Origin of the sequence: Uliginosibacterium sp. 31-12, assembly GCF_030548425.1 — a bacterium.
In the GTDB taxonomy this organism is placed as follows: Bacteria; Pseudomonadota; Gammaproteobacteria; order Burkholderiales; family Rhodocyclaceae; genus Uliginosibacterium; species Uliginosibacterium aquaticum.
Genome location: NZ_JAUOOA010000001.1, coordinates 182,661 through 203,365 on the forward strand (window position 1 = coordinate 182,661; position 20,705 = coordinate 203,365).

Genomic DNA, 20,705 nt, shown 5'->3' on the forward strand with positions numbered 1-20,705 from the left:
GCGATTCGGGCAGAATTCTCTGGCCTGGAGTGGGGTTTTGGGGCACTCCGCAATTTTCATCAAGCCGCAGCCGGCTGGTCTGAGGCATCATTCGCGATCATCTTCTTTAGCGCCCTGCCGGAGGAAACCTCATGAAGTCCATGAATGCCTGCCGTACCGCCCGTGCCAGCCTGCTGGCCACGGCCCTGCTTGCTCTGGCCGGCTGCGCCGGAATGGGCTTGCAGAAGCTCTCCGGTACCGTTGTGCAGGGCGTGGTGTCGCAAGGCGGACCACTCGCCAAGGCCCGGATTGTGGTGACCGATGCGCTGGGCCAGAAGAAAACCGCCAGTGCTGATGCGCAGGGGCACTACGCCTTGAACGTGGACGGGATGCAAGCTCCGCTGATGCTGCTGGCAGTGGAGCCCGGCAACAACAACTGCACCGATAGCACCAAACCCTGGGCCAAGTGTTTCGGCGCCTTGCTACCGGAGCTCAAGGCCAATGCGAGCAACACCGCCAACATCAACGCCCTTTCTGATCGTGCCGTGAGCAGTGTGGCCAGTGCGCTTAAGCTCAAGGGGCCACAGGAATTGCTCGAAAAAGGCAGCACAGAAGGAATCGAGGTTGCATTGATCCGCGATCGCAGTGCTGGTGGGCGCAAGGCCGTGCTGCAGGCGCTCAAGGATGCTGGAGTGCCGGATGCCGAGAGCTTTGATCCGGTGACGACGCCGATGCTGGCCGATGGCAAGGGTGTGGATGCCGTACTCAGTGCGCTGGTGCATAACCGGGGCTACGACAATGACACCGGTGTGCCCGGCGGTACTGCGATACTGGATGCTGACTATCGCTACGTCGGCAACGAAGAGCCGCTGAACCTGGCGCGCGCCCAGGCGGCGCTGGCACGTGCCAAGGATCCGGCCTACACCCGCGTGATCATCGTGGGCGATTCCACGGCCAGTACATACGAGGGCTTCCGCCTGCCGCGCATGGGCTGGGGCCAGGTTTTCGAAGAGCTTTTCAAGCCCGAGGCCAAGGTCAAGGTGCTCAACAATGCCAAATCCGGCCGCAGCTCGCGCAACTTCTACAATCAGGGCTATTTCCGCCAGATGATGCAGTACGTGCGCCCCGGCGATTACGTGATCATCCACCATGGTCACAACGATCAGAACTGTGATGCGACCAAGGCCAAGCGCGGAGCGGCTGATGTGGCCAATGCCTGCACCTATCCGAACGATGCGCAGGGCCGCAAGCAGTTTCCGCAGGGCAAGCCGGAGCTGAGCTTCCAGAACTCGCTAGAGGTCTATGTCAAGGAAGCGCGTGCCAAGGGGGCTATCCCGATCATCATGACGCCTACCACCCGCGTCTGGAACAAGGATCGCAAGGAGGGCTTCCCGGTGGTGCCGAATCACTTCACCTCGGCCGGCCAAGGCAATAACGGCTTCGCCTTTGTTGGCGATTACAGCCAGACCATTCGTGATACGGCGCGGGCCAGCAAGCTGCCGCTGATCGATATCGAGGCCAAGACCATTGCCTTCGTCAACGCCCATCAGGATGACTGGAAAAAGTACTGGCTGGCGGTAGATCCGGCGCTGTACCCCTTCTATGCCAAGGAACCCAGCGGCACCCTGGCCAAGCCGGATACCACGCACTTCCAGGAAGCGGGCGCACGTGCCGTGGCCCAGATGGTGGCGCAGGGCATCAAGGAAACGCCGGAGCTGAAGGCGCTGGCCGACAAGCTGAAGTAAGCGGCGGGGATCACACAGCCAAACGCCCACCTTTCGGTGGGCGTTTGGCCTTGTGGCGTGGGCGCTTTTAACGCCAGCGGCTGCGTGCCCAGCGCTCCATGTCGGCTGTGCTGTAGAAGCTCCAGGCCACGGCACGGCTGATTTTCTGGCCTTGGGCCATGTCCAGCGTGCGCATGTTGCGGGCGCCGATGCGCTCGATCTGGGCGTAGATCTGCGGCAGGTTGTCCTGTTTCGAGACGAGCGTGCTGAACCACAGGATGTTGTCGGCCAGCGGCCGGCTCTGGCTGATCATCTGGCGAATGAACTCGCGCTCGCCGCCGTCGCACCACAGTTCATGGCCGAGACCTTCGAAATTCAGCAGCGGTTTTTCGGTGACTTCCTTGCCGATGTTGCGCAGCTTGCGCTGGCTGCCGGCGGCCGCTTCTTCGGCTGAGGCGTGGAAGGGCGGGTTGCACAGGGTGAATTCGAAGTACTCGTTTGAGTTGATGGCGCCAGCGAGGATGTCGTCCGGGTGCGTCTGCTGGCGCATCTCGAGCGCACCGGCGAGATTGGCGTTGTCTGCGAAGATTTTCTCGGCGTTCAGGAGGGCCGTCTGGTCGATCTCGGTGCCGACGAAGTTCCAGCCGTAGAGCGTGTGGCCCAGCATTGGGTAAATGGCGTTGGCTCCGCAGCCGATATCCAGTCCGCGTACCCGTTCGCCGCGCGGAATCGTGCCACGGTTGCTGGTTGCGAGCAGGTCGGCCAGGTTGTGGAGGTAGTCGGCGCGGCCCGGGATCGGCGGACACAGATAGCCTGGCGGCAGATCCCACTCGCGGATGGCGTAAAAGTGGGCCAGCAGCGCCGCGTTGAGCGTCTTGACGGCAGCCGGGTCGGCAAAGTCGACGCTCAGATCGCCGTGCGGGTTGGGGCGCACGAAGGCTTGCAGCGCCGGATGGCTGGCGATCAGGGTGGGGAAGTCGTAGCGCTCGCGGTGCAGGTTGCGCGGATGCAGGCCGCTCTTGGCCGCCGGAAAGGTCTTTTTATGAGGCATGGCGAAGCTTAGCAGGAAGCCCCCGGATTACGCGCCGCGGATGCAGCCCGCGAGGGTGGCCAGCCCGCGTTCCATTTCTTCGGGCGTCGAGCGGCTGTAATTGAGGCGCAGATACTGGCGGCCTTGCTGCGGGTCCGGAAAGAAGGCCTCGCCGGGCATGAAGGCCACGCCTTGTGCCAGAGCCTTGTCGAGCATTGCGCGGGTGGCGCTGAGTTCGCCGCGCAGGCGCAGCCAGAAGAAGAGGCCGCCGCGTGGCGTCTGCCAGTCCGCGATGTCGCCAAAGTGGCGCGCCAACGCGGCCTGCATGGCATCGCGGCGCAGGCGGTAGCCGCTGCACAGCGATGCCAGATCCGAGGCACGGGAATCGCTGGCGAGCCAGTGTGCGACGGCGGCCTGGCCTGGGCGCTGGGTGTGCAGGTCGGCGGCCTGCTTGAGGCGCACCAGATGCGGCAGCAAGGCCGGGTGGGCGGCGAGGTAGGCGATGCGCAGACCCGGCCAGAGGATCTTGGAAAAGCTGCCCAGATAGATCCAGGGCGCGCGTTTGAGCAGCGCGCAGATCGGCGTCATCGGGTGATCGACGTCCAGTGCCACGCTGCGATAGGGCTCGTCTTCGATCAGGGGCACGTTGTAGCGGTCCAGCAGTTCGGCGATGCCGGTGCGGGCGGCCGGGCTGTAGCAGGTTCCGGATGGATTCTGGAAGCAGGGGATCAGATACACACAGCGCGGTTTGCGTGTGGCCAGCAGCGCTTCGAAGGCGGCGAGGTCCGGCCCTTCGGCGGTGAGCGGCACGCTGGCGATATCAGCACCGAAGAGTTCGAATACCTGCAGCGCGGCGACATAGGTGGGCCCCTCGACGAGCACAGGGCTGCCCTCGTCGATGAAAAGCTTGGCGGCAAAATCCAGCCCTTGCTGTGAGCCGGACAGGGCTAGCACCTGCTCGGCGCTCACTTCCAGACCCATGCTGCCTATCCACTCGGCTACTGCTGAGCGATAAGCCGGTTCGCCTTCGCTCGTGCCGTACTGGTGGAGGGCCGAGTTGGCAAAGACCTGCAGCGGCAGGGTGGGCATCAGGTCCGCCGCCGGCAGGCCGCCTGCGAAGGAGATCATGCCGGGCTGCGCAGCCGCGGCGAGGATGTCGCGCACCAGCGAGGATTTGAGGCGGGCTGTGCGGTGGGCCAGTTCGAATTCGGGCTGAGTGGGGGCGAGGGACACGGCAGACTCCAGATAAGTCATGTATATTGACCAATATCCTTGAGTGTCGAATTAAAGTCAATATGCTTGACGTAAATTCTCCTGAGCGGGAAGCCGAGCTGTTTGCCGCCATCGAGCTGTTCTTCTATGCCTTCCGGGCCTTCACGGCCAAGCCGGATGCGATTCTCGCCGAGCGCGGATTGGCGCGTCTGCATCACCGCATCTTGTATTTCGTGGCGCGGCGCCCGGGTCAGCGCGTCAGCGATCTATTGGCCACCCTCGGGGTCAGCAAACAGGCGTTGCACGGGCCGCTCAAGCAGTTGGTGGAGCTGGGGCTGGTGCAGGTGGCAGCCGATGCCAGCGATGGCCGCGCGCGTTGTTTGTCGCTGAGTGCAGCGGGGGCCGAACTGGAGGCACGCCTGTCGCAGACCCAGCGCGAGCTGATGGCCGGGATCTTTGCTGTACAGGGCAGGGCCGCAGAGCAAGCCTGGCGCGAGGTGATGGCAGGGTTCGCGGAGCAGGTTTGAGGGCAGGATTTCCGGCCTGGATCAAGGCAAGTCCAGCTGCTTGGGTTAGGATGCTGCGGCGAATGGCGCGTGCCTTCGCCGGTTCAACAGGAGCAAGTGGATGCGTGGTTTGAGGGGGGTGCTGGCGCTGCTGGTCGTGTGTGCTTTGAGTGCCTGTGGCGACAGCGACAAAATCCGCATCGGTTTTCTCGGCGGTCTCTCTGGCCGCTATCAGGATCTGGGTAATGCGGGCCGTGATGGCGCGACCCTGGCCGTGGAAATGCGCAATGCGCAGGGTGGGGTGGGCGGGCGTCTGGTCGAGCTGGTAGCGCGCGATGACGAACAGGATGCGACCCAGGCACGCCGCGCGCTGGATGATCTGGTGGCCATGCAGGTTGCGGCCGTGGTCGGACCGATGACCAGCAGCGTGGCGGTGGCGGTGGCACCGCGTCTGGCCCAGACCGGCACCGTGATGCTGGGCGTGCATACCACCACGACCGAACTCACTGGCAAGGACGACATGTTCTTCCGCGTCATCGACGACACCAACAAGTATGCTTCCGAGGTGGCACGCTTTCACTACCAGCGCCGCAACGTTCGCCAGGTGGCGATTCTCTACGATCTGGCCAATGTCGATTACTCGGCAAGCTGGGTAGCGGACTACAAGCGCACCATTGAGGGCCTTGGCGGTGCCGTGGTGCGCTCGATCAGCTTCGATTCGCACTACGAGCGCAAATACGACGACATGGCCCGCACCCTGCTCGACGTGGCGCCGGACATGGTGGTGATCGTGGCCAACGCGGTGGATACCGCCGAAATCGTCGGCAAGCTGCGCGGGCAAAACGAGCGGGTGCAACTCGCCGGCTGTGGCTGGGCCAATACCGAGCGCCTGCTGGAGAACGGCGGCAAGCAGATCGAGGGCCTGCTGCTCGAGGAATACGTTGACCTGGAGGACTTCTCCCGTGTCTATCAGGATTTCCGCGAGGCCTACGTCCAGCGTTTCAAGAAAGAACCCAGTTACGGCGCCTCGATGGCTTATGAGGCAGCCAACATCGTGATGGATGCCCTGAGCCATAACCCGGACCCACGCCAGCTCAAGCAAACCCTGCTGTCTGTTGGCAGCTTCCGTGGCGTGCAGGGCAATATCCGTTTTGATCCCTATGGCGATGTGCAGCGCTCGGTTTTCTTTGCCGAAGTGCGCGATGGCCGTTTTCAGCGTTTGCGCTGAGTTCCCCCAAAGAGGAGTCTTTTTTCATGCCGGTCATTGCCGTCAAACACCCCCTGGTTCAACACAAGATCGGTCTCATGCGTGAGGCCGATATCTCGACCAAGAAATTCCGCGAGCTCACCGCTGAACTCGCACGCCTGCTGGCCTACGAGGCCACCGCCGATTTCGAGCTGGCCCCGGTCGAGATCGACTGCTGGAGCGGCCCGACCGTGGTGCAGCAGATCAAGGGCAAGAAGGTTACCGTGGTGCCCATCCTGCGTGCCGGCCTTGGCATGCTCGATGGCGTGCTGGACATGATCCCCAGCGCCAAGATCAGCGTGGTGGGCCTTGCGCGTAACGAAGAAACCCTGCAGCCCGAGCATTACTTCGAGAAATTCGTCGGTAATCTCACCGAACGCACGGCCCTGATCATCGATCCGATGCTGGCCACCGCCGGCTCCATGATTGCCACCATCGACCTGCTCAAGCGCCGCGGCTGCAAGGATGTGCGTGCGCTGGTGCTGGTGGCCGCGCCGGAAGGTATTGCGGCGATCGATAAAGCCCATCCGGACGTACGTTGCTGGACTGCATCGATTGACAGCCACCTGAATGAAAACGGTTACATCATTCCGGGCCTGGGTGACGCGGGCGACAAGATTTTCGGTACCACTTCCAAGTAATCCCGGTCGCGCAGCCGAGGGCTGCGCGGCTTTCATTCCCCCGCAAGAGAGACAGACATGAGCAATTCCATCACCACGGCCAGCGGCCTGATCTATGAAGACCTCATCGCCGGCAGCGGCGAAGCCGCTCAGGCCGGACGTTCGGTGCGCGTGCATTACACCGGCTGGCTGATCACCGGCGAAAAGTTCGATTCCAGCGTGGATCGCGATGAGCCTTTCGGTTTCCCGCTGGGGGCCGGCCACGTGATTCCGGGTTGGGACGAAGGCGTGCAAGGCATGCTGCCGGGCGGCAAGCGCAAGCTCACGATCCCGCCCCATCTGGCCTATGGCGAAGATGGCGCAGGCGGCGTGATTCCGCCGAATGCCACCCTGGTCTTTGAAGTTGAACTGATCGAAGTGGAGCCGGGCCTCGACATGACGATGCGTGACCCGATTACCACGGCCTCCGGCCTCACTTACGACGACAGCATCCTCGGCACGGGCGCCGAAGCCAAGGCCGGCAAGTATGTGTCGGTCCACTACACCGGCTGGCTCACCACCGGCGAGAAGTTCGATTCGAGCAAGGACCGTGGAGACCCTTTCAGCTTCCCGCTCGGTGGCCGTCGTGTCATCGCAGGTTGGGATGAGGGTGTGCAGGGCATGAAGGTGGGCGGCACGCGCAAGCTGCTGATCCCGGCCGAGCTGGGCTATGGTGCGCGCGGCGCAGGCGGCGTGATTCCTCCGAATGCCACGCTGGTGTTTGAGGTCGAACTTCTGGACGTTCAATAAGGCTTTGAATGGGCGTCATCCCCGCGAAGGCCGGGATCCAGTGGCTTGCGAGTGTCGCTGGGTTCCGGCTTTCGCCGGAATGACTGAAAAATGACATGAAAGACAGCAAAGCCCCCGTTACCGCCGCGATCCGCGTGCTGCGCCAGCACCAGGCCGAGTGGTCCGACCATCTCTACGACTACGAGGAGAAGGGCGGTACAGCGGTCAGCAGCCGTGAGCTGGGCGTCGATGAGCATGCCGTGATCAAGACCCTGATCATGGAGGATGACGCGAAGCGCCCCTTGATCGTGCTGATGCATGGTGATCGCGAAGTCTCCACCAAGAATCTCGCTCGTCATCTCGGGGTGAAGGGCATCACACCCTGCACGCCTGAAGTGGCCAATCGTCATTCGGGTTATATGGTGGGTGGCACCAGTCCCTTCGGTACCAAACGTGCGATGCCGGTCTATCTGCAGCAAAGCATCTGCGCGCTGCCGCAGATCTATCTGAACGGTGGCAAGCGCGGCTATCTGATCGGCATTTCGCCGCAGGCGGTTGTGGCTATACTCAAGCCCGAACTTGTCGATGTAATGGCCTGAACGAGCAGGCCGCTTTAGGAGGAGTGTCGGGGTGCATCTTCTGCTTGGTCTGTTGTTTCTGGGTGTTTTGGCCTATCTGTTTCACCGGATCTTTCTTGCGCCAGCGGCTGTTCAGACTTCGCTGCAGCAGGCTGAGGCGGGGCGCAGCGAGCGTGGTTTTGCTTTCCTCTCGAATGGCCTGTTGTTCCTGCGCCCGCACGGTGGCGAACTGCAGCAACTGCACAGCCCCTATGTGCAGGAGGCGATTGATCGCCGCGAACGGGCACGTGATCGCCACAGCTGGAAGCAGGGCACCAGCTTCGGGATCTCGGCGGGTGGCAACATGCGCAACTTCGAGGCGGGCGACAAGCCTGTGCTAGCCACGACTGCGGCTTTCGAGGCGAATGGCGATCTGCTGTATTTTCTGAAGGATGAAGGCATTGGCGGCCTGTTCCGGCGCGAAGCTGGCAGCGGCAACGAGCTGCGGGTGCTGCTGCGTCAGCATCTGCATCTGGAAGACCTGAGCCTGTCGCCCGATGGTTCCACACTGGCGGCGTCTTCACGCCAGTCCGCCGGCATTGCCAATCTCGCATTGTTCAATCGCGATGGCAGCGCTTTCCGCGAGGTCACCGGGGGCGATACCGTGGATGCGGCGCCGGCCTGGATTCCGGATGCGCCGCGGCGCCTGCTGTTCCAGTCCTCAGGGCTGGCACGCGACGAGAATGGTTACATCGTGGCGCAGGGCAATGCGAGCATCCAGATGCTGGATATGGATACTGGCAGCGTCGCGCCCATTCTCGAGAATCCGCGTTTCGATTTTCTCAAGCCGCGCGTGAGCCCGGCGGGTGACCTGCTTTTCATCCGTCGCCCCTATGAGCTGCCGCGCTACGGCAGTGCGAGCATGTTTGTGGATACCTTGCTGTTCCCTTTCCGCCTGTTGCGGGCGGTATTTCACTACCTGAACTTCTTCTCGTTGATGTACACCCGCAAGCCGCTGACCAGTGCATCCGGGCCGGCGGTGCAGGCCGATCTGAAGAGCATCCTGTTGCAGGGGCGGCGCATCGATGCGGAGAAGGCCCTGCGCAGCGAGCGACCGGTGCAGGGCGTGGCGTCGCTGGTGCCAAGCAGCTGGGAGCTGGTGAGCCGTACCCGGGCGGGACAGGAAACCGTACTGGCCACCAATGTGGCCTCTTACGATCTCGGCACGGATGGCAGCATCGTCTATTCCAATGGCCGCGGAGTGTTTGTCATCGGGCCCGATGGCCGGGCCGGGCTGGCCCTGCGGGATCAGCTGGTGGCCGAGGTGTTTGCCAGCGCCTGAGGCTCAGTGGCGGGTCGGGCGGCTGGCTGACCGACCCTGGCGCGAGCTTCGCACCGAGGCCATGAAGCCATCGAGAACCCGTTGGCGCTGCTCGATGCTGGCGGCCCCGAGGAGCGGCATGGCTTCGTCCGGCAGACGTACGCTGGCGCGGCGGTCATTGCGCACCGGGATCACCCGCCAGCCGGCCAGGAGCAGCCAATCCCACAGTTCCACACTGCAGGGCTGGGTAACCTTGATCTTGTAACCGTTGCGGGTGATGTAGGCGCCCACCTGGGGTGCCGGGGTGACCGGCAAAGCCCTGCGCTTGGTGCGAATCCCGAACAACGTCCTGAAAAAGCTCTTCATTTCTATCCCCTTGGCCTGTTTTTTCGCGACCCTAACGAGGGCAAGGGGGCGCCGCCAAGTGCTTTCTTCCTGACGTGATCCTGCGCGCGTCGAACGGCGTGCGAACAGTCGGGGGCTATTTGCCGAACCAGCCCTTGAGGGTTTCGCCCAGCCCACCACCCGAGCTGCTGCTGCCGGAGCTGCTGCCCAGGCCGATCAGCTTCAGTGCGGCCAGGCCGCCCTGGGCATAGATTGCGTCGTTCAACGAGAAACGCGCATCGTCCAGATTGCCTTGCAGGGTGAAGTCCATGTCGACTGGCCGCCGGGTGTCCGCGTCCAGCCCCTTGGCGCGGGCAAAGGCGGCTGCGGCTTCACGGGTGAGGCCGGCAAGGCCGCCGATTTCGAGCTGGCTCAGGACCATATGGCCCGGCGCCTTGAGCTGGCGCTGCGCCACTTTTGAGTGCAGATCCAGGGCCAGGCTGCCGCGCTTGATCTCGCCGGCCTTGCCCTTGAAGAGATAGGGCTCGACGAGCTTGAGTGGCACGTTCGCGAGTTTGAGTTTCAGGTCCGAGTCCATATTGGCTGGCACCAGATCGCCCTCGAGTGCCAGGCTGCCCTGGCCTGCGACACGGGCCTGCAGATGCAGGAGGGCGGTCTCGTCCATGGCCGGCAGAAGCAGATTTTCAAGTGACAGCTCGATCTGGTCGAGCGGGATGTGCAGGGGCTTGGCGGCGACCGTGGCATCAAAGAAATCGACACGGCTGTTGGCGAGCGTGATGCGTTCGATGCGGATCTTCGGCCCGCTCGTGCTGGCAGCGGGCGCTGCTTCCGGCTTTGCGGCGGGTTTGGCGGGTGCCTCGAGCAGGGCCGGCAGGATCTTGAGGCCGGCGCGGCTGCGCAGCACGCTTAGGGCGGCATCCTCGATTGCGATCGAGCGGACCACGATGGTGGGCGAGAGCAGGCTGCGTAGTGCCGGGGTGACGCTCACACGTTCGGCGCGTAACTCGTCGGCGGCTGGCCAGCCGGGGCGGCTGGCCTTGATGCGCAGCCCTTCGATCTCGATATGGGCGAGGCTGATGCGGATCTCGCGCACTTCACCGGTGGTGCCCAGCGCGGCGACAATCTGCTGCTTGAGGATGTGCAGCGCGGCAAAGTAGCCGGTCACGAGCAGCACGGCCAGCAGTGGCAGACCGATCAGCAGGGCGAGGCGGAGTTTGCGGGATTTCATGATTTCTGTTCCTGATCAGAAGGTGTAAAGCCTGGTGTTTTCAGCGTGATCATTTCCATAGCACTTCTACTCGGTTGGGCATCTCAGGCAGAACTCGAACCTGAAGAATGCTGCCGATGCTGATCTTGTGCCGCCTGACTTGCGGCCCGGACTCACAGATTGTCGTGACAAAGGGTGGCACGCCGTCATTGCACTGAATCTCGACGCACAGATTTACCCATGTGGTGTCGCCACTGAGGCTTCCTGTTTCATAGAGACTCAATACCCTGGCGCTCGCTGCTTGCGCGTTGGCCTCGAATTTCATCCGCTGCCTGAGACTGCGGAGCCCCGTTTTCAGAAGATAAAGGGCTATGAGTACGCCGATTGCAGGGCCGATCCAGGGCGTGATCTGCTGGATGATTTCAGGGATGTCTGCCCATGAAGTCATGCTTGCGTATCTCCTGCCAGGGCTTGCAGCCAGTGCGAAAAACCGGGGTCGGAAATTTCATATTGCCCGCGCTCGCGGCGGGTGATGATTTCGTCGCGCAGCAGGCGTTCGGCGGCGGACTGTACGGCCGTCGTGCTCGGGGTGGCGGCGCCGAGGGTGGTGCCCATGCGCGCCCGGGTGTCTTCGGCGAACAGCGGCGCGCTGGCGAGCACGGCCTGCAGCACCAGCCGGTCTAGGATGGGCAGCGCCTTGAGAATCTTGGCGTACTGAGCTTCGTCGTGTACGTCGTGCAGTTTCAGGGCTACCGCTTCGGCCAGGCTCAGATCAGCGTTCAGCACCATGGCTTCGACCACTGCGCGCAAGCGCCCTGGCACATGGCCGGTGGCCTGGAACTCTTCCCACAGACGCGATTCATCCAGCGCACGGCCCGTGGAGCGCGTGAAAGCGGCGGCCAGATGGCTGCAGAAACCGCGATCCAGGGTTGGCAGCTCGATATTGGTGCCGAAGTGGAAGAAGGGCGCGCGCGCTTCCGAGAACATGCGCCGCAGGCCTTCGCGTGAGGAGCCGGTGAACAGCACCTTGAGCTGATCCTTGTTTATATCGAGGCCGGTGCGCAGGCCGCCGAGCAATTCCTCGTTGCGCGGCAGGCGGGTGAGGATCTGTGCTTCGTCCAGCAGCAGCAGGCAGCGCCCGCCACTGGCCAATGCCTGTACGACCTCGGTTAGCGAGTGCGGCGCGCTGGCGGGCTGGCTGCCGAGTTCTGCTTTCACGCCCAGTAGTTCGGCCGAGACGCGGGCGGTGAGCGGTTTGAGCCAGCGCTTGAGGCGGCCCGCTGCGAATTCGGCAAGAGAGAGGCGGAAAACTTCGCCGGCCTCGTCGCCATCGGTCATGAAGGAGTGGTAAAAAACCCGCCAGCCGTGCTCCTCGGCACGCGGCGCGAGATCCTGCAGGAGGAACTCGGTCTTGCCCATGCGGCGTGGGGCGAACATTGTCAGGGCATGGGAGAGGCCGCTGTCGAAAGCCATCAGCACCGAGTCGGCCAGTGCGCTGCGAGGATAGTGCCAGTAATCAGGAGAGGCCATGTCGAGCCCGCTTTATGATCAATTATGTGAATTGATCATAATTACGTGCGCGCCCGAAATCCAGCCTGAAGCATCGGCTCAAGCCGGCCTTCCGTCGTTTTCGCAAAGAAAAAGCCTCTCCCGGCGCATACCGGGAGAGGCTTCTGGCTGAGGCGCGTTCAGTGCTGGCCGCGTAGCTGATACCAGGCGCTATAGGCCCAGCAGGCCACGCAGAAGGAGAAGGCCCATTCCAGGAAGGAGAATACGGCCAGGACGGTGAGCGGCACGATCCACATTCCGCTGCCGGCCAGATAGAGGCCCGTTGCCACCGTACTGGCGATGAACAGCAGTTTGTTGGCAAACATCTTGGCGCCCGCGTTTTCCTTCTTGCCAGCCTTGCCGAGCTTTTCGAGCAGGGCCGCGTAGAGGCGATGCGAGGGGCACTTGTAGTGGCCGATGAAGCCTCGCACCAGACCTTGTACGATCAGCAGCGGCACCAGATAGGGGAAGCCCGCCAGGGCGATGACGGCGATGATGAAGGTGGTGAGGCCATCGAGGCGGGCGGCGTTGGACCACACCGGCGGTACGTCGAAGCGCAGCATGGGGAGCTCCTGAAAAGCGTGGGTGAGATCAAAATATATAACTACATAGCGATATAGTCAATGCGGTTGTCTGGAGAAAAAACGGGCCCGTCTTGCAGGACGGGCCCGTTGTACTGCCGACGTGATGATTTACTTCTGATATGCGCACTTATTGGGGTTGCCGCCCGGGTTGCTGCCGAAAGCGGCGACGCTACAGGCAATGCTCTTGCCGACACCGACATTTCTGGCTACCCATTTGCCTTTGCGGCCGAACGCGACCCAACCGGTGCCGGTGGGTACCGTGCAGGTGGCGTCCTCAGCCGAGCACTTGGAAAAGCCGGTGGGGTAGTCGCCGGTGCCGAGCAGGGCGGGCGTGGTGCTGGCCGAAGAGGTGGCTGAGGAGGCTGCTTTGGAGGAACTGGCAACGGACGAAGCCGCTGCAGAGGAGGTGCTGGCTGACGAGGAGGCTTTGGATGAGCTGCTTGCTGTGCTGCTGGAGGCTGCCGCCTTGGATGAACTGGCCGTCGATGTGGCAGCACTCGAGCTGGCGCCGCTCATCGTGGAAGCGCCTTGCATGATGGCGGTGACGATTTCCGGATAGGTCCAGCTGAGCGTGCTGCGATTGAGCAGACCAAAGGCTTCGCCGCCGGGGGTGAAAACATTGTTGTCCCACACGATGACCGGGATGCCCAGTTTAGCGGCGGCTTTTACGTAGTACTCGGCGTGCTTCACGCGTTCGGTGTAATTGCCCTTGTTCGTCGTACCCCATTCGCCCATCACCACCGGAATGCCCTTGGCAATGAAACGGGTGTTAAGGCCGGCGAACACGGAATCGACCAGTGCCGTATCGGTGAAGCTGCTGCTGCCCGGATATTCCATCGCGAAGGCATACGGGATGTAAGCATGGATGGAGGCGGTCAGCATGTTGTCTGCCGGCAGGCTCAGGGCATTGATCTGCACGTCCCACGGGCCGGCCACATAGGTCGGCAGCATGACCAGGCGGCTGGCATTGTTGCCTCCGGTGGCGCGGATGGTGCTCAAGGCTGCGGCGTTGAGTGTATTGACCACGGCGTAGTTCTCGGCGGTGCCGGTCCAGTCCTCGCCGCTGCGCGGTTCGTTCATGACTTCGAAGATCAGGTGTTCGTCGTAGCCCTTGAAGCGGGTGGCAATCTGTTGCCAGAGCTTGCTGAGGCGATCCTTGGCCGTGCTCTGGTTGGCATAGGTGGGGGCTTCCCAGCCATTGTGGTGATGCACGTTGATGATCACGTACATGCCGTTGGCAAGGCCGTAGTTCACGACTTCCTCGACCCGGTCTAGGCGGGAGCTGGCAATGCTGTAGCTGCTGCCCGAGGTGTAGTCATCCCAGCTCACCGGTACGCGCAGGCTCTTGAAACCGGCGCTGCGGACCTTGTCGATCATGGCCCGGGTGGTCTTGGGGTTGCCCCAGTTGGTTTCACCGCCGATGGCATCGAGTGCGTTGCCGAGATTCCAGCCCGGCATCATGCTGCGGGTGATCTCGGAGGCACTGGCGGCGTGGGCTAGCGACGAGGCGAGGGTGCAGCCGGCGAGCAGCAGGCTGCCAAGGATTTTGTGCATGAAAATACCCGCTCAGGAATGGCTCCGCCGAGCGGAGCAAAACGTCGAGTATTCAGGCTCTGACGGGCGGCGTAAATCCTTCAGGCAGATGCCCTTCCGGACGGCTTGCGCGCCGGCGCTGGCGGTCGTCCGGGAGGGTTGAACGGCGCAGCCTATTCCGAGTCTTCAAGCCAGGTACGGCCGTCGCGCTCGATCAGGGCGATGGCTGCAGAGGGCCCCCAGGTGCCGCCGGCGTAGGTGTGCATGCGTTGGTCATTGTGTGCCCAGGCAGCGTGGATCGGATCCACCCACTGCCAGGCGGCTGCGACTTCGTCGGCGCGCATGAACAGGGTCTGGTTACCGCGAATCACGTCCATCAGCAGGCGCTCGTAGGCATCCGGATTGGAAACGCCGAAGGTCTCGACAAAGCTCATGTCCAGCGGGATGCGGCGCAGGCGCATGCCGCCGGGGCCCGGATCCTTGATGGTGACTTCCAGCGTGACGCCTTCATCGGGCTGCAGACGCAGGATCAGGCGATTCTGACTCAGCCGTCCGGCGGTCGCGTCGAAGATGTTGTGCGAGATCGGGCGGAAATTCACCACGATTTCCGAGGTGCGCTTGGTCAGGCGCTTGCCGGTGCGCAGGTAGAAGGGCACGCCGGCCCAGCGCCAGTTGGCAATCTCGGCACGGATGGCGACGAAGGTCTCGGTCGAACTCGTGTCATTGCCCAGATCCTCGAGATAGCCGGCAGAGGGCTGACCGCCGACCGAGCCAGCACGGTACTGGGCGCGTACGGTCATATGCTCGGCATTGCGCTCGTCGATGCGTTTCAGTGCCTTGAGCACCTTGAGCTTCTCGTCGCGCACGGCGTCTGCCTCAAAGGCGTCTGGCGGCTCCATCGCGGTGAGGCACAGTAACTGCATGATGTGGTTCTGCAGCATGTCGCGCATCGCGCCGGAAGTGTCGTAGTAGCCGCCGCGATCGCCCACGCCGATGTCTTCGGCGACGGTGATCTGCACATGATCGATGTGAGTGCTGTTCCACAGCGGCTCGAAGAGGCGGTTGGCAAAGCGCAGGGCCATCAGGTTCTGCACCGTTTCCTTGCCCAGGTAGTGATCGATACGGTAGATCTGGTGTTCATTGAAGACCTTGCCCACGGCTTCATTTACTGCGTGGGCGCTCTCGCCGTTCTTGCCGAGCGGTTTTTCCAGCACTACGCGGCTGTGGTCGGTGATCAGGCCGAACTGGCCGATGCGCTCCGAGATCGGTGCGAAGAGATCGGGCGAGACCGCGAAATAGAAGCAGCGCACCGCTTCATTGCCGCTGGCCAGCAAGCTTGCGAGCTCAGGCCAGCCCGATTCGCCGGTGACGTCTACGGGGACGAAATGGACGCGGGCGAGGAAGCGTTTGAGCGCCTCGGGCTCCAGTTCCGAAGCCTTCACATAGGTGCTCAGCGACTTCTTCACGAAATCCAGATAGCCGTCATGCCCCAGTGCCCGGCGTGATACGCCGATGATGCGCCCTTCATCCGGCAGCTGACCGGCGCGATCGCGCTGGAACATCGCAGGCAAGAGCTTGCGGGCGGCCAGATCGCCGGTGCCACCAAAGACGACGAGATCAAAAGCGCTGACCTGGATGGTGCGGGAGGACATGGTGAAACTCCGGGCGAGTGTGCAATGCACAAAGTGTAGCGCCGAACGCCGTGGGCCAGCAGCTGCTTGCTATGCTTGGGCAAAGTTCACAAGGATGAGGCGGAAAAATGAGCAGTCTGATCGTGGTGGAACGCGCCCTCTCCGAGGTGCGCAAAATCGAGCTGGGCGTGGCTCGTTGGCCAGTTTGGGAGAAGGATGTCTCGCGTTTCCCGTGGACTTACGACAGCTCTGAAACCTGCCTGCTGGTGGCTGGCGAGGTGGTCGCGACACCCGTTGGCGGCGTGCCGCTTACCCTGCGGGCGGGCGATCTGGCCACCTTTCCGGCGGGCATGGCCTGCGAGTGGAACATTACCCGGGCGCTGCGCAAGCATTACCGCTTCGGCTGAGCGCTGGGCGTTTGCCCAAGCTTGCTTCAGCTGCGCCCGAGGCGTGAAGCGCGCTTGCGCTGATACATGTCGTGATCGCAGTGGGCGATCAGTTCATCCGCGCTCTGCCCATGTTCCGGATAGCAGGCAAGACCCACTGCCGCACCGCCGGCCGTGCCACCGGGCAGGCTGGCGAGGTCAATGCTTTCTAGAGGTGCTCGCATGAGCTCTTCGATATGCGTGCGCAGGCGCTCGAGCTCCTGGCGCAGAACCGTCGACTGAACCAGGATCACGAATTCGTCACCGGCGTAGCGGGCCACGCGATCCGTTGCGTGGAGGCTGTTGCGCAGGCGGGTGGCGAATTCGACCAGAACGCGGTCGCCGGCATCATGGCCGAAATGGTCATTGATCTGTTTGAAGTTGTTCAGATCCACAAACAGCACGGCAAAGGGCAGCGGGTTGCCGGTGCGGTGTTCGAATTCGATGCGCCGGCTGATGGCGCGCAGCATCTCGTCGCGGTTGGCGAGCCCGGTCATGCCGTCGGTGCGCAGGGCGTGCTGCATCTCGCGGAAGGTGTTGGCGAGCACGCCGATCTCGTCATTGCGGTGAATATCCAGTGGGGCTTCGAGATGGCCTTCACCGGCGGCTTGTGCGGCTTCGGTGAGGCGCTTCAGATCGCCACCGATCCAGCCCACGATGGATAGCCCCAGCACCACGGCTACCAGTGCGCCAAGCAGGCCGATCAAGGCCGAACGTTTGACGTTGGCCGTCACGCCCTGCATGAAATCGCTGCGTGGCACCGCCACGGCGATGATCCAGTCCAGTCCGGCTTCGTCGCGCACCCGGTCGAAGGCCAGTTCCACGGCGCCCCCTTCCGGCCCGGTGAAGCGCTGGGTGACGGCACCCACACTCACGGTGCCGGCGGCGATGAGCGCCTGCACCTGGGCGTAGGCAGCGCGTTGCAGGGCGTCGTGACTCTCGGCCGCACTGATGCGGGCGTTGCTGCCATCGGGCTGGCGCGCCACGTTGGGGCTGCGCGAAGAGGCGATCAGCTTGCCGTCCGGTTCAATGATGAAGGCGACGGCATTGCGGCTGATCGTGAGCTTGCGCACGAAATCATTGAGGCGCTTGAGGGACAGGTCTGTGGCGACCACGCCCTGCAGCTGGCCGTTGTTGTCCAGTACGCGGCGGGCGCGGGTGGCGACCAGCTCCGAGTTGCGGAAATCGATATAGATCGAGGTCCAGGTGTGCGAGGGGCTGCCTTCACCGGCCTTGTACCAGGGGCGCTGGCGTGGCTCGAACATCTTCTGCTCCACTACCGGGCTGCCGGGCTGGCCGTTGATGCCGGTGAAGCGCGAGATCTCGCGCGGGCGCTCGGCTTGCAGCTTCACGCGCAGTTCGGCGTCTTCCTGATTGAAGCGCCACAGGCCGAAGAACTGGCCCTGCTGGTTGCCGTAGTAAACATAGTTGTTCGGATCGATATGCAGCGAGGTGGCGATCCAGAAGCGGGTACGTAGCGCGGGCAGATCCTTGTCCAGGCGGGGCGGAGCCGCCATGCCGTTCGGAAAGGCGGCTTCCAGGACGGCAGCCGAGCCGAATACATGCCGGTCCACCGCCTGGCCGATCCGTGCAACGGTTTCCTGCAGCAGATGCTGGGCCACCGTGTCGACGGCCTGGCTGCCGGTGCGATAGGAGAGGGCGCCGATCAGGATGGCCACACCCAGCACAAGGGCGAGGTAGGGCAGGGTCAGCCACTGGCGCAGGGAAAGGCGGGCGGTAAGTTTCACAGGTGTCGGATGTGAACGGAGAGGTCAGGCGTTGTGTGACGGCAGTAACGGGTGGTTTAAGTGCCGATACTCATTGTGGCACAGACTTACGGGCGGGCGTTCGGCCAGCGCGTGCGTGTGCCAAGCTGGTCAGGCCGCGGCGGAAAAGCTGCCTGCCGATTGTTTTGAACAAATCCGGCTATCCTGCTGTCTTCCTCCCAGTTCCTTTTGCCTGACTGCCCATGTCGAGTCTCCGCCTTGCCCTACAGATGCTCCGCCGCGATCTTCGCGCGGGTGAACTCAGCCTGCTCGGGATGGCGCTGTTGCTTGCGGTGGCCAGCCTGACCAGCGTCGGCTTCCTGACTGACCGGGTGCGCCAGGCGCTGGACCAGAATGCCACCCAGTTGCTCGGTGGCGATCTGCTGATCTCGGCTGATCGCGAGATACCGCCCGGTTTTCTGCAGGAAGCGCAGCGACGGGGGCTGCAAAGTACCCGCACCATTACCTTCAACAGCATGGCCACCAGCGAAGAGGGCGCGCAGATGGTGGCGGTGAAGGCGGTTGAAGCGGGCTATCCCCTGCGTGGCGAGTTACGTGTGGGGGATTTTTCCGGTGCGCCGGCCAAGCAGGCCCGCAGCGCTGTTTTGCCGGGTGAGGCCTGGGTGGATGAGGCTTTGTTGCCGGCGCTGCAGAAGCAGCCGGGCGATGTTTTCCAGCTTGGCTACGCCAAGCTGAAGATTGCTGCGCGGGTTGAATTCGAATCGGACCGCGGGGTGGGCTTTTCCAGTTTCGCGCCGCGCGTGCTGATCAATGCCGCCGATCTGCCGGCCAGTGGTTTGCTGGTCGAGGGCAGCCGGGCCCGTTACCGCCTCTTGGTGGCGGGTGAGCGTGAGGCCGTGCGCAGTTATGAGAAATGGCTTACACCGTTGCTTGAGCGTGGTCAGCAGATTGAGAGTCTGGACAATGCCCGTCCCGAAATCCGCGCCAATCTCGATCGCGCCGGCCGCTTCTTGCGCATGGCGGCGATGCTTGCTGTGGTGCTGGCGGCGGTGGCCATCGGTCTTTCAGCGCGGCGTTATCTGGATCGTCACCTTGATGGTTGTGCCGTGATGCGTTGTTTTGGCGCTCAGCGTGGCCAACTGCTGAGCCTGTACATGGGGGAGTTCCTGCTCTTCGGCTTCTTCGTGGCGGTGGCCGGCTGCCTGCTCGGATATGGCGTACAGGCCGCGCTGGGCGGACTGGCGGCTGCGCTGGTGCAGAGTGAGTTGCCGGCACCCGGCCTGGTGCCGGTGGCACAGGGTCTGGCCATCGGTGTGCTGCTGATGGCGGGCTTCGTCGCGCCGCAGTTGTTGCGCCTGACGGCCGTGCCGCCGATCCGGGCGATCCGGCGTGAGTGGGGCCAGCTGGGGGGCGGCAGTATCGCTGCCTGGGCCTTTGGTGCGCTGGCGCTGGCCGGGCTGATGTTATGGATTGCAGGTGAGTGGAAGCTGGGCGGCATCGTGGTGGGCGGTTTCGCGGCAGCGCTGGCCTTGTTCGCAGCTTTGGCCTGGGGGTTGCTGGCGCTGTTTGGTCGGGCACGCCATGCCGCGGGCGGCCAGGGCCGCTGGGGTTTGCGTTACGGGCTGGCGGCGCTGTATCGCCGGCGCACCTCCAGCGTGATCCAGGTAGTGGCGCTGGCGCTGGGGCTGACTGCGATCCTCTTGCTGACCCTGATCTCGAACGATCTGCTGGCCGGCTGGCGCGCCAAGCAGCCGGCGGATGCGCCAAACCGCTTCATCATCGGGATCCAGCCCGAGCAGCGTCAGCCGATTGCGGATTTCCTTGCTGCGCATGAGATTGCCGTGCCGCTGCAGCCCATGATTCGGGGCCGCCTGGTGGCGATCAATGATCACGCCGTGAAGGGGAGTGATTACGAGGAGGAGCGCACGCGCAATCTTGCCGAACGGGAATTCAATCTCTCATTTGGCAGCGAGCTGCAGGCTGGTAACCGCGTGATTGCCGGCGCCTGGCACGGTGCGCAACAGGCGCCACTGTTCTCGATGGAGGAGGGGATCGGCAAACGCCTCGGTGTGAAGCTGGGTGACAACGTGACTTTCGATATTGCTGGCCAGCGCGTCACCGGCAAGGTTTCCAGCGTACGCAAGCTGGACTGGGATTCGATGCGGGTGAATTTCTTCTTTACGGCGGCCCCGGGCTTGCTCGACAAGATGCCGGCGAGCTACATCACGAGCTTCCATCTACCGGCGGACAAAGCACCGCTGGTGCGCGAGCTGGTCGCCCAGTATCCCAACATCACGGTGATCGACGTGGCCATGGTGCTGGAGCAGGTGGCCAGCCTCACCGAGCGGCTGGCGCAGGTGGTGCGTTTTGTTTTCAGCTTCGCGCTGGCGGCTGGCATTCTGGTGCTGCTGGCGGCACAGCGCAATACGCATGACGAACGCGGCTACGAGGTGTCCGTGCTGCGTGCCCTGGGCGCGCGCCGGCATCAGGTACGCTCGGCCTTGCTGGCCGAGTTTGCGGCCCTGGGCGTGATTGCGGCGCTGCTGGCGGTGGGGGCCTCGACGGCTATCGGTTACCTGCTGGCTGAATATGCACTGGAGCTGGACTTTCAGCCCTCCGTCGCTGCGCTGAGCGGTGCTGGCCTGCTGGCGGTGCTGACCATTGTGGTCTTTGGCTGGCTCGGTGTGCGCCGCCTGCTGGCGCAAACCGTGATCGAAGGCATCCGCGAGACGACCTAGGAGT

The 20,705-nt window shown here is 63.2% G+C and carries 19 protein-coding genes and 1 pseudogene; 10 read left to right on the plus strand and 10 right to left on the minus strand.

Translation table 11 applies throughout. The features are described from left to right. Positions 1-131: 131 nt before the first annotated feature. A complete protein-coding gene (locus Q3Y64_RS00830) occupies positions 132-1,724 on the plus strand; it encodes a rhamnogalacturonan acetylesterase (RefSeq protein ID WP_303559456.1) in 1,593 nt (530 codons plus the stop codon). A gap of 67 nt (positions 1,725-1,791) precedes the next feature. Here Q3Y64_RS00830 and rlmF read toward each other — a convergent pair whose 3' ends face one another. Further along, positions 1,792-2,754: a 23S rRNA (adenine(1618)-N(6))-methyltransferase RlmF gene (gene rlmF, locus Q3Y64_RS00835; protein WP_303559458.1), complete on the minus strand. Its 963-nt coding sequence runs from the start codon at positions 2,752-2,754 to the stop codon at positions 1,792-1,794. A 27-nt stretch (positions 2,755-2,781) separates the two neighbouring features. Then, a complete protein-coding gene (locus Q3Y64_RS00840; RefSeq protein WP_303559460.1) occupies positions 2,782-3,966 on the minus strand; it encodes a PLP-dependent aminotransferase family protein in 1,185 nt (394 codons plus the stop codon). A 62-nt stretch (positions 3,967-4,028) separates the two neighbouring features. On the opposite strand from Q3Y64_RS00840, the gene Q3Y64_RS00845 reads away from it, so the two are divergent. From Q3Y64_RS00845 to Q3Y64_RS00875, 7 genes and pseudogenes are all read left to right on the plus strand, one after another. Next, positions 4,029-4,472: a MarR family winged helix-turn-helix transcriptional regulator gene (locus Q3Y64_RS00845; RefSeq protein ID WP_101942383.1), complete on the plus strand. Its 444-nt coding sequence runs from the start codon at positions 4,029-4,031 to the stop codon at positions 4,470-4,472. 100 nt (positions 4,473-4,572) lie between these two features. Beyond that, a complete protein-coding gene (locus Q3Y64_RS00850) occupies positions 4,573-5,679 on the plus strand; it encodes an ABC transporter substrate-binding protein (RefSeq protein WP_303559463.1) in 1,107 nt (368 codons plus the stop codon). 26 nt (positions 5,680-5,705) lie between these two features. Further along, on the plus strand, positions 5,706-6,338 hold the full coding sequence (gene upp / locus Q3Y64_RS00855; protein ID WP_101942385.1) for a uracil phosphoribosyltransferase: 633 nt from the start codon (positions 5,706-5,708) through the stop codon (positions 6,336-6,338). A 57-nt stretch (positions 6,339-6,395) separates the two neighbouring features. Then, positions 6,396-6,737: pseudogene (locus Q3Y64_RS00860) on the plus strand (FKBP-type peptidyl-prolyl cis-trans isomerase); the annotation flags it as partial. A gap of 21 nt (positions 6,738-6,758) precedes the next feature. Continuing rightward, positions 6,759-7,106, plus strand: a complete 348-nt coding sequence (locus tag Q3Y64_RS00865; protein ID WP_216821727.1) for an FKBP-type peptidyl-prolyl cis-trans isomerase — start codon at positions 6,759-6,761, stop codon at positions 7,104-7,106. A gap of 95 nt (positions 7,107-7,201) precedes the next feature. Next, a complete protein-coding gene (locus Q3Y64_RS00870) occupies positions 7,202-7,684 on the plus strand; it encodes an aminoacyl-tRNA deacylase (RefSeq protein ID WP_101942387.1) in 483 nt (160 codons plus the stop codon). A gap of 31 nt (positions 7,685-7,715) precedes the next feature. Then, positions 7,716-8,984, plus strand: a complete 1,269-nt coding sequence (locus Q3Y64_RS00875; protein ID WP_303559466.1) for a hypothetical protein — start codon at positions 7,716-7,718, stop codon at positions 8,982-8,984. Positions 8,985-8,987: 3 nt separating this feature from the next. Here the strand turns inward: Q3Y64_RS00875 and Q3Y64_RS00880 are convergent, their stop codons facing one another. From Q3Y64_RS00880 to zwf, 7 genes are all read right to left on the minus strand, one after another. After that, positions 8,988-9,329, minus strand: coding sequence for a hypothetical protein (locus Q3Y64_RS00880; protein WP_101942389.1), 342 nt, complete (start codon positions 9,327-9,329; stop codon positions 8,988-8,990). Positions 9,330-9,444: 115 nt separating this feature from the next. Next, positions 9,445-10,536, minus strand: coding sequence for a DUF748 domain-containing protein (locus Q3Y64_RS00885; protein ID WP_303559469.1), 1,092 nt, complete (start codon positions 10,534-10,536; stop codon positions 9,445-9,447). A gap of 49 nt (positions 10,537-10,585) precedes the next feature. After that, on the minus strand, positions 10,586-10,963 hold the full coding sequence (locus Q3Y64_RS00890; protein ID WP_303559472.1) for a hypothetical protein: 378 nt from the start codon (positions 10,961-10,963) through the stop codon (positions 10,586-10,588). Then, complete coding sequence (locus tag Q3Y64_RS00895) at positions 10,960-12,045, minus strand: ATP-binding protein (RefSeq protein WP_101942392.1); 1,086 nt, start codon at positions 12,043-12,045, stop codon at positions 10,960-10,962. Before Q3Y64_RS00895 ends, Q3Y64_RS00890 begins: the two co-directional genes overlap by 4 nt. A gap of 158 nt (positions 12,046-12,203) precedes the next feature. Continuing rightward, on the minus strand, positions 12,204-12,626 hold the full coding sequence (locus Q3Y64_RS00900) for a DUF4395 family protein (RefSeq protein ID WP_303559475.1): 423 nt from the start codon (positions 12,624-12,626) through the stop codon (positions 12,204-12,206). 129 nt (positions 12,627-12,755) lie between these two features. After that, positions 12,756-14,201 carry a glycoside hydrolase family 5 protein gene (locus Q3Y64_RS00905; RefSeq protein WP_303559477.1) on the minus strand — a complete coding sequence of 482 codons (1,446 nt, stop codon included), beginning with the start codon at positions 14,199-14,201 and terminating at the stop codon, positions 12,756-12,758. A 152-nt stretch (positions 14,202-14,353) separates the two neighbouring features. After that, entirely contained in the window at positions 14,354-15,832 is a 1,479-nt protein-coding gene (gene zwf / locus Q3Y64_RS00910; protein ID WP_101942395.1) for a glucose-6-phosphate dehydrogenase, read from the minus strand. Between the two features lie 107 nt (positions 15,833-15,939). On the opposite strand from zwf, the gene Q3Y64_RS00915 reads away from it, so the two are divergent. Next, positions 15,940-16,218 (plus strand): cupin domain-containing protein, encoded by a 279-nt coding sequence (locus Q3Y64_RS00915; protein ID WP_303559479.1) that lies wholly within the window; start codon positions 15,940-15,942, stop codon positions 16,216-16,218. Between the two features lie 26 nt (positions 16,219-16,244). On the opposite strand, the gene Q3Y64_RS00920 is transcribed toward Q3Y64_RS00915, so the two are convergent. Beyond that, positions 16,245-17,984, minus strand: coding sequence for a sensor domain-containing diguanylate cyclase (locus Q3Y64_RS00920; RefSeq protein ID WP_101942397.1), 1,740 nt, complete (start codon positions 17,982-17,984; stop codon positions 16,245-16,247). A 221-nt stretch (positions 17,985-18,205) separates the two neighbouring features. On the opposite strand from Q3Y64_RS00920, the gene Q3Y64_RS00925 reads away from it, so the two are divergent. Next, entirely contained in the window at positions 18,206-20,701 is a 2,496-nt protein-coding gene (locus tag Q3Y64_RS00925) for an ABC transporter permease (RefSeq protein ID WP_303559482.1), read from the plus strand. Positions 20,702-20,705 lie beyond the last annotated feature (4 nt).

What these genes read in the sequence shown, in the direction of transcription:
- Q3Y64_RS00915 (WP_303559479.1), top strand. Translation starts at nt 15,940, where the DNA reads ATGAGCAGTCTGATCGTGGTGGAACGCGCCCTCTCCGAGGTGCGCAAA.
- Q3Y64_RS00885 (WP_303559469.1), bottom strand. Translation starts at nt 10,536, where the DNA reads ATGAAATCCCGCAAACTCCGCCTCGCCCTGCTGATCGGTCTGCCACTG.
- upp (WP_101942385.1), top strand. Translation starts at nt 5,706, where the DNA reads ATGCCGGTCATTGCCGTCAAACACCCCCTGGTTCAACACAAGATCGGT.
- Q3Y64_RS00890 (WP_303559472.1), bottom strand. Translation starts at nt 10,963, where the DNA reads ATGACTTCATGGGCAGACATCCCTGAAATCATCCAGCAGATCACGCCC.
- Q3Y64_RS00865 (WP_216821727.1), top strand. Translation starts at nt 6,759, where the DNA reads ATGCGTGACCCGATTACCACGGCCTCCGGCCTCACTTACGACGACAGC.
- Q3Y64_RS00845 (WP_101942383.1), top strand. Translation starts at nt 4,029, where the DNA reads ATGCTTGACGTAAATTCTCCTGAGCGGGAAGCCGAGCTGTTTGCCGCC.
- Q3Y64_RS00925 (WP_303559482.1), top strand. Translation starts at nt 18,206, where the DNA reads ATGTCGAGTCTCCGCCTTGCCCTACAGATGCTCCGCCGCGATCTTCGC.
- Q3Y64_RS00900 (WP_303559475.1), bottom strand. Translation starts at nt 12,626, where the DNA reads ATGCTGCGCTTCGACGTACCGCCGGTGTGGTCCAACGCCGCCCGCCTC.
- Q3Y64_RS00880 (WP_101942389.1), bottom strand. Translation starts at nt 9,329, where the DNA reads ATGAAGAGCTTTTTCAGGACGTTGTTCGGGATTCGCACCAAGCGCAGG.
- Q3Y64_RS00850 (WP_303559463.1), top strand. Translation starts at nt 4,573, where the DNA reads ATGCGTGGTTTGAGGGGGGTGCTGGCGCTGCTGGTCGTGTGTGCTTTG.
- Q3Y64_RS00830 (WP_303559456.1), top strand. Translation starts at nt 132, where the DNA reads ATGAAGTCCATGAATGCCTGCCGTACCGCCCGTGCCAGCCTGCTGGCC.
- zwf (WP_101942395.1), bottom strand. Translation starts at nt 15,832, where the DNA reads ATGTCCTCCCGCACCATCCAGGTCAGCGCTTTTGATCTCGTCGTCTTT.
- Q3Y64_RS00905 (WP_303559477.1), bottom strand. Translation starts at nt 14,201, where the DNA reads ATGCACAAAATCCTTGGCAGCCTGCTGCTCGCCGGCTGCACCCTCGCC.
- rlmF (WP_303559458.1), bottom strand. Translation starts at nt 2,754, where the DNA reads ATGCCTCATAAAAAGACCTTTCCGGCGGCCAAGAGCGGCCTGCATCCG.
- Q3Y64_RS00895 (WP_101942392.1), bottom strand. Translation starts at nt 12,045, where the DNA reads ATGGCCTCTCCTGATTACTGGCACTATCCTCGCAGCGCACTGGCCGAC.
- Q3Y64_RS00870 (WP_101942387.1), top strand. Translation starts at nt 7,202, where the DNA reads ATGAAAGACAGCAAAGCCCCCGTTACCGCCGCGATCCGCGTGCTGCGC.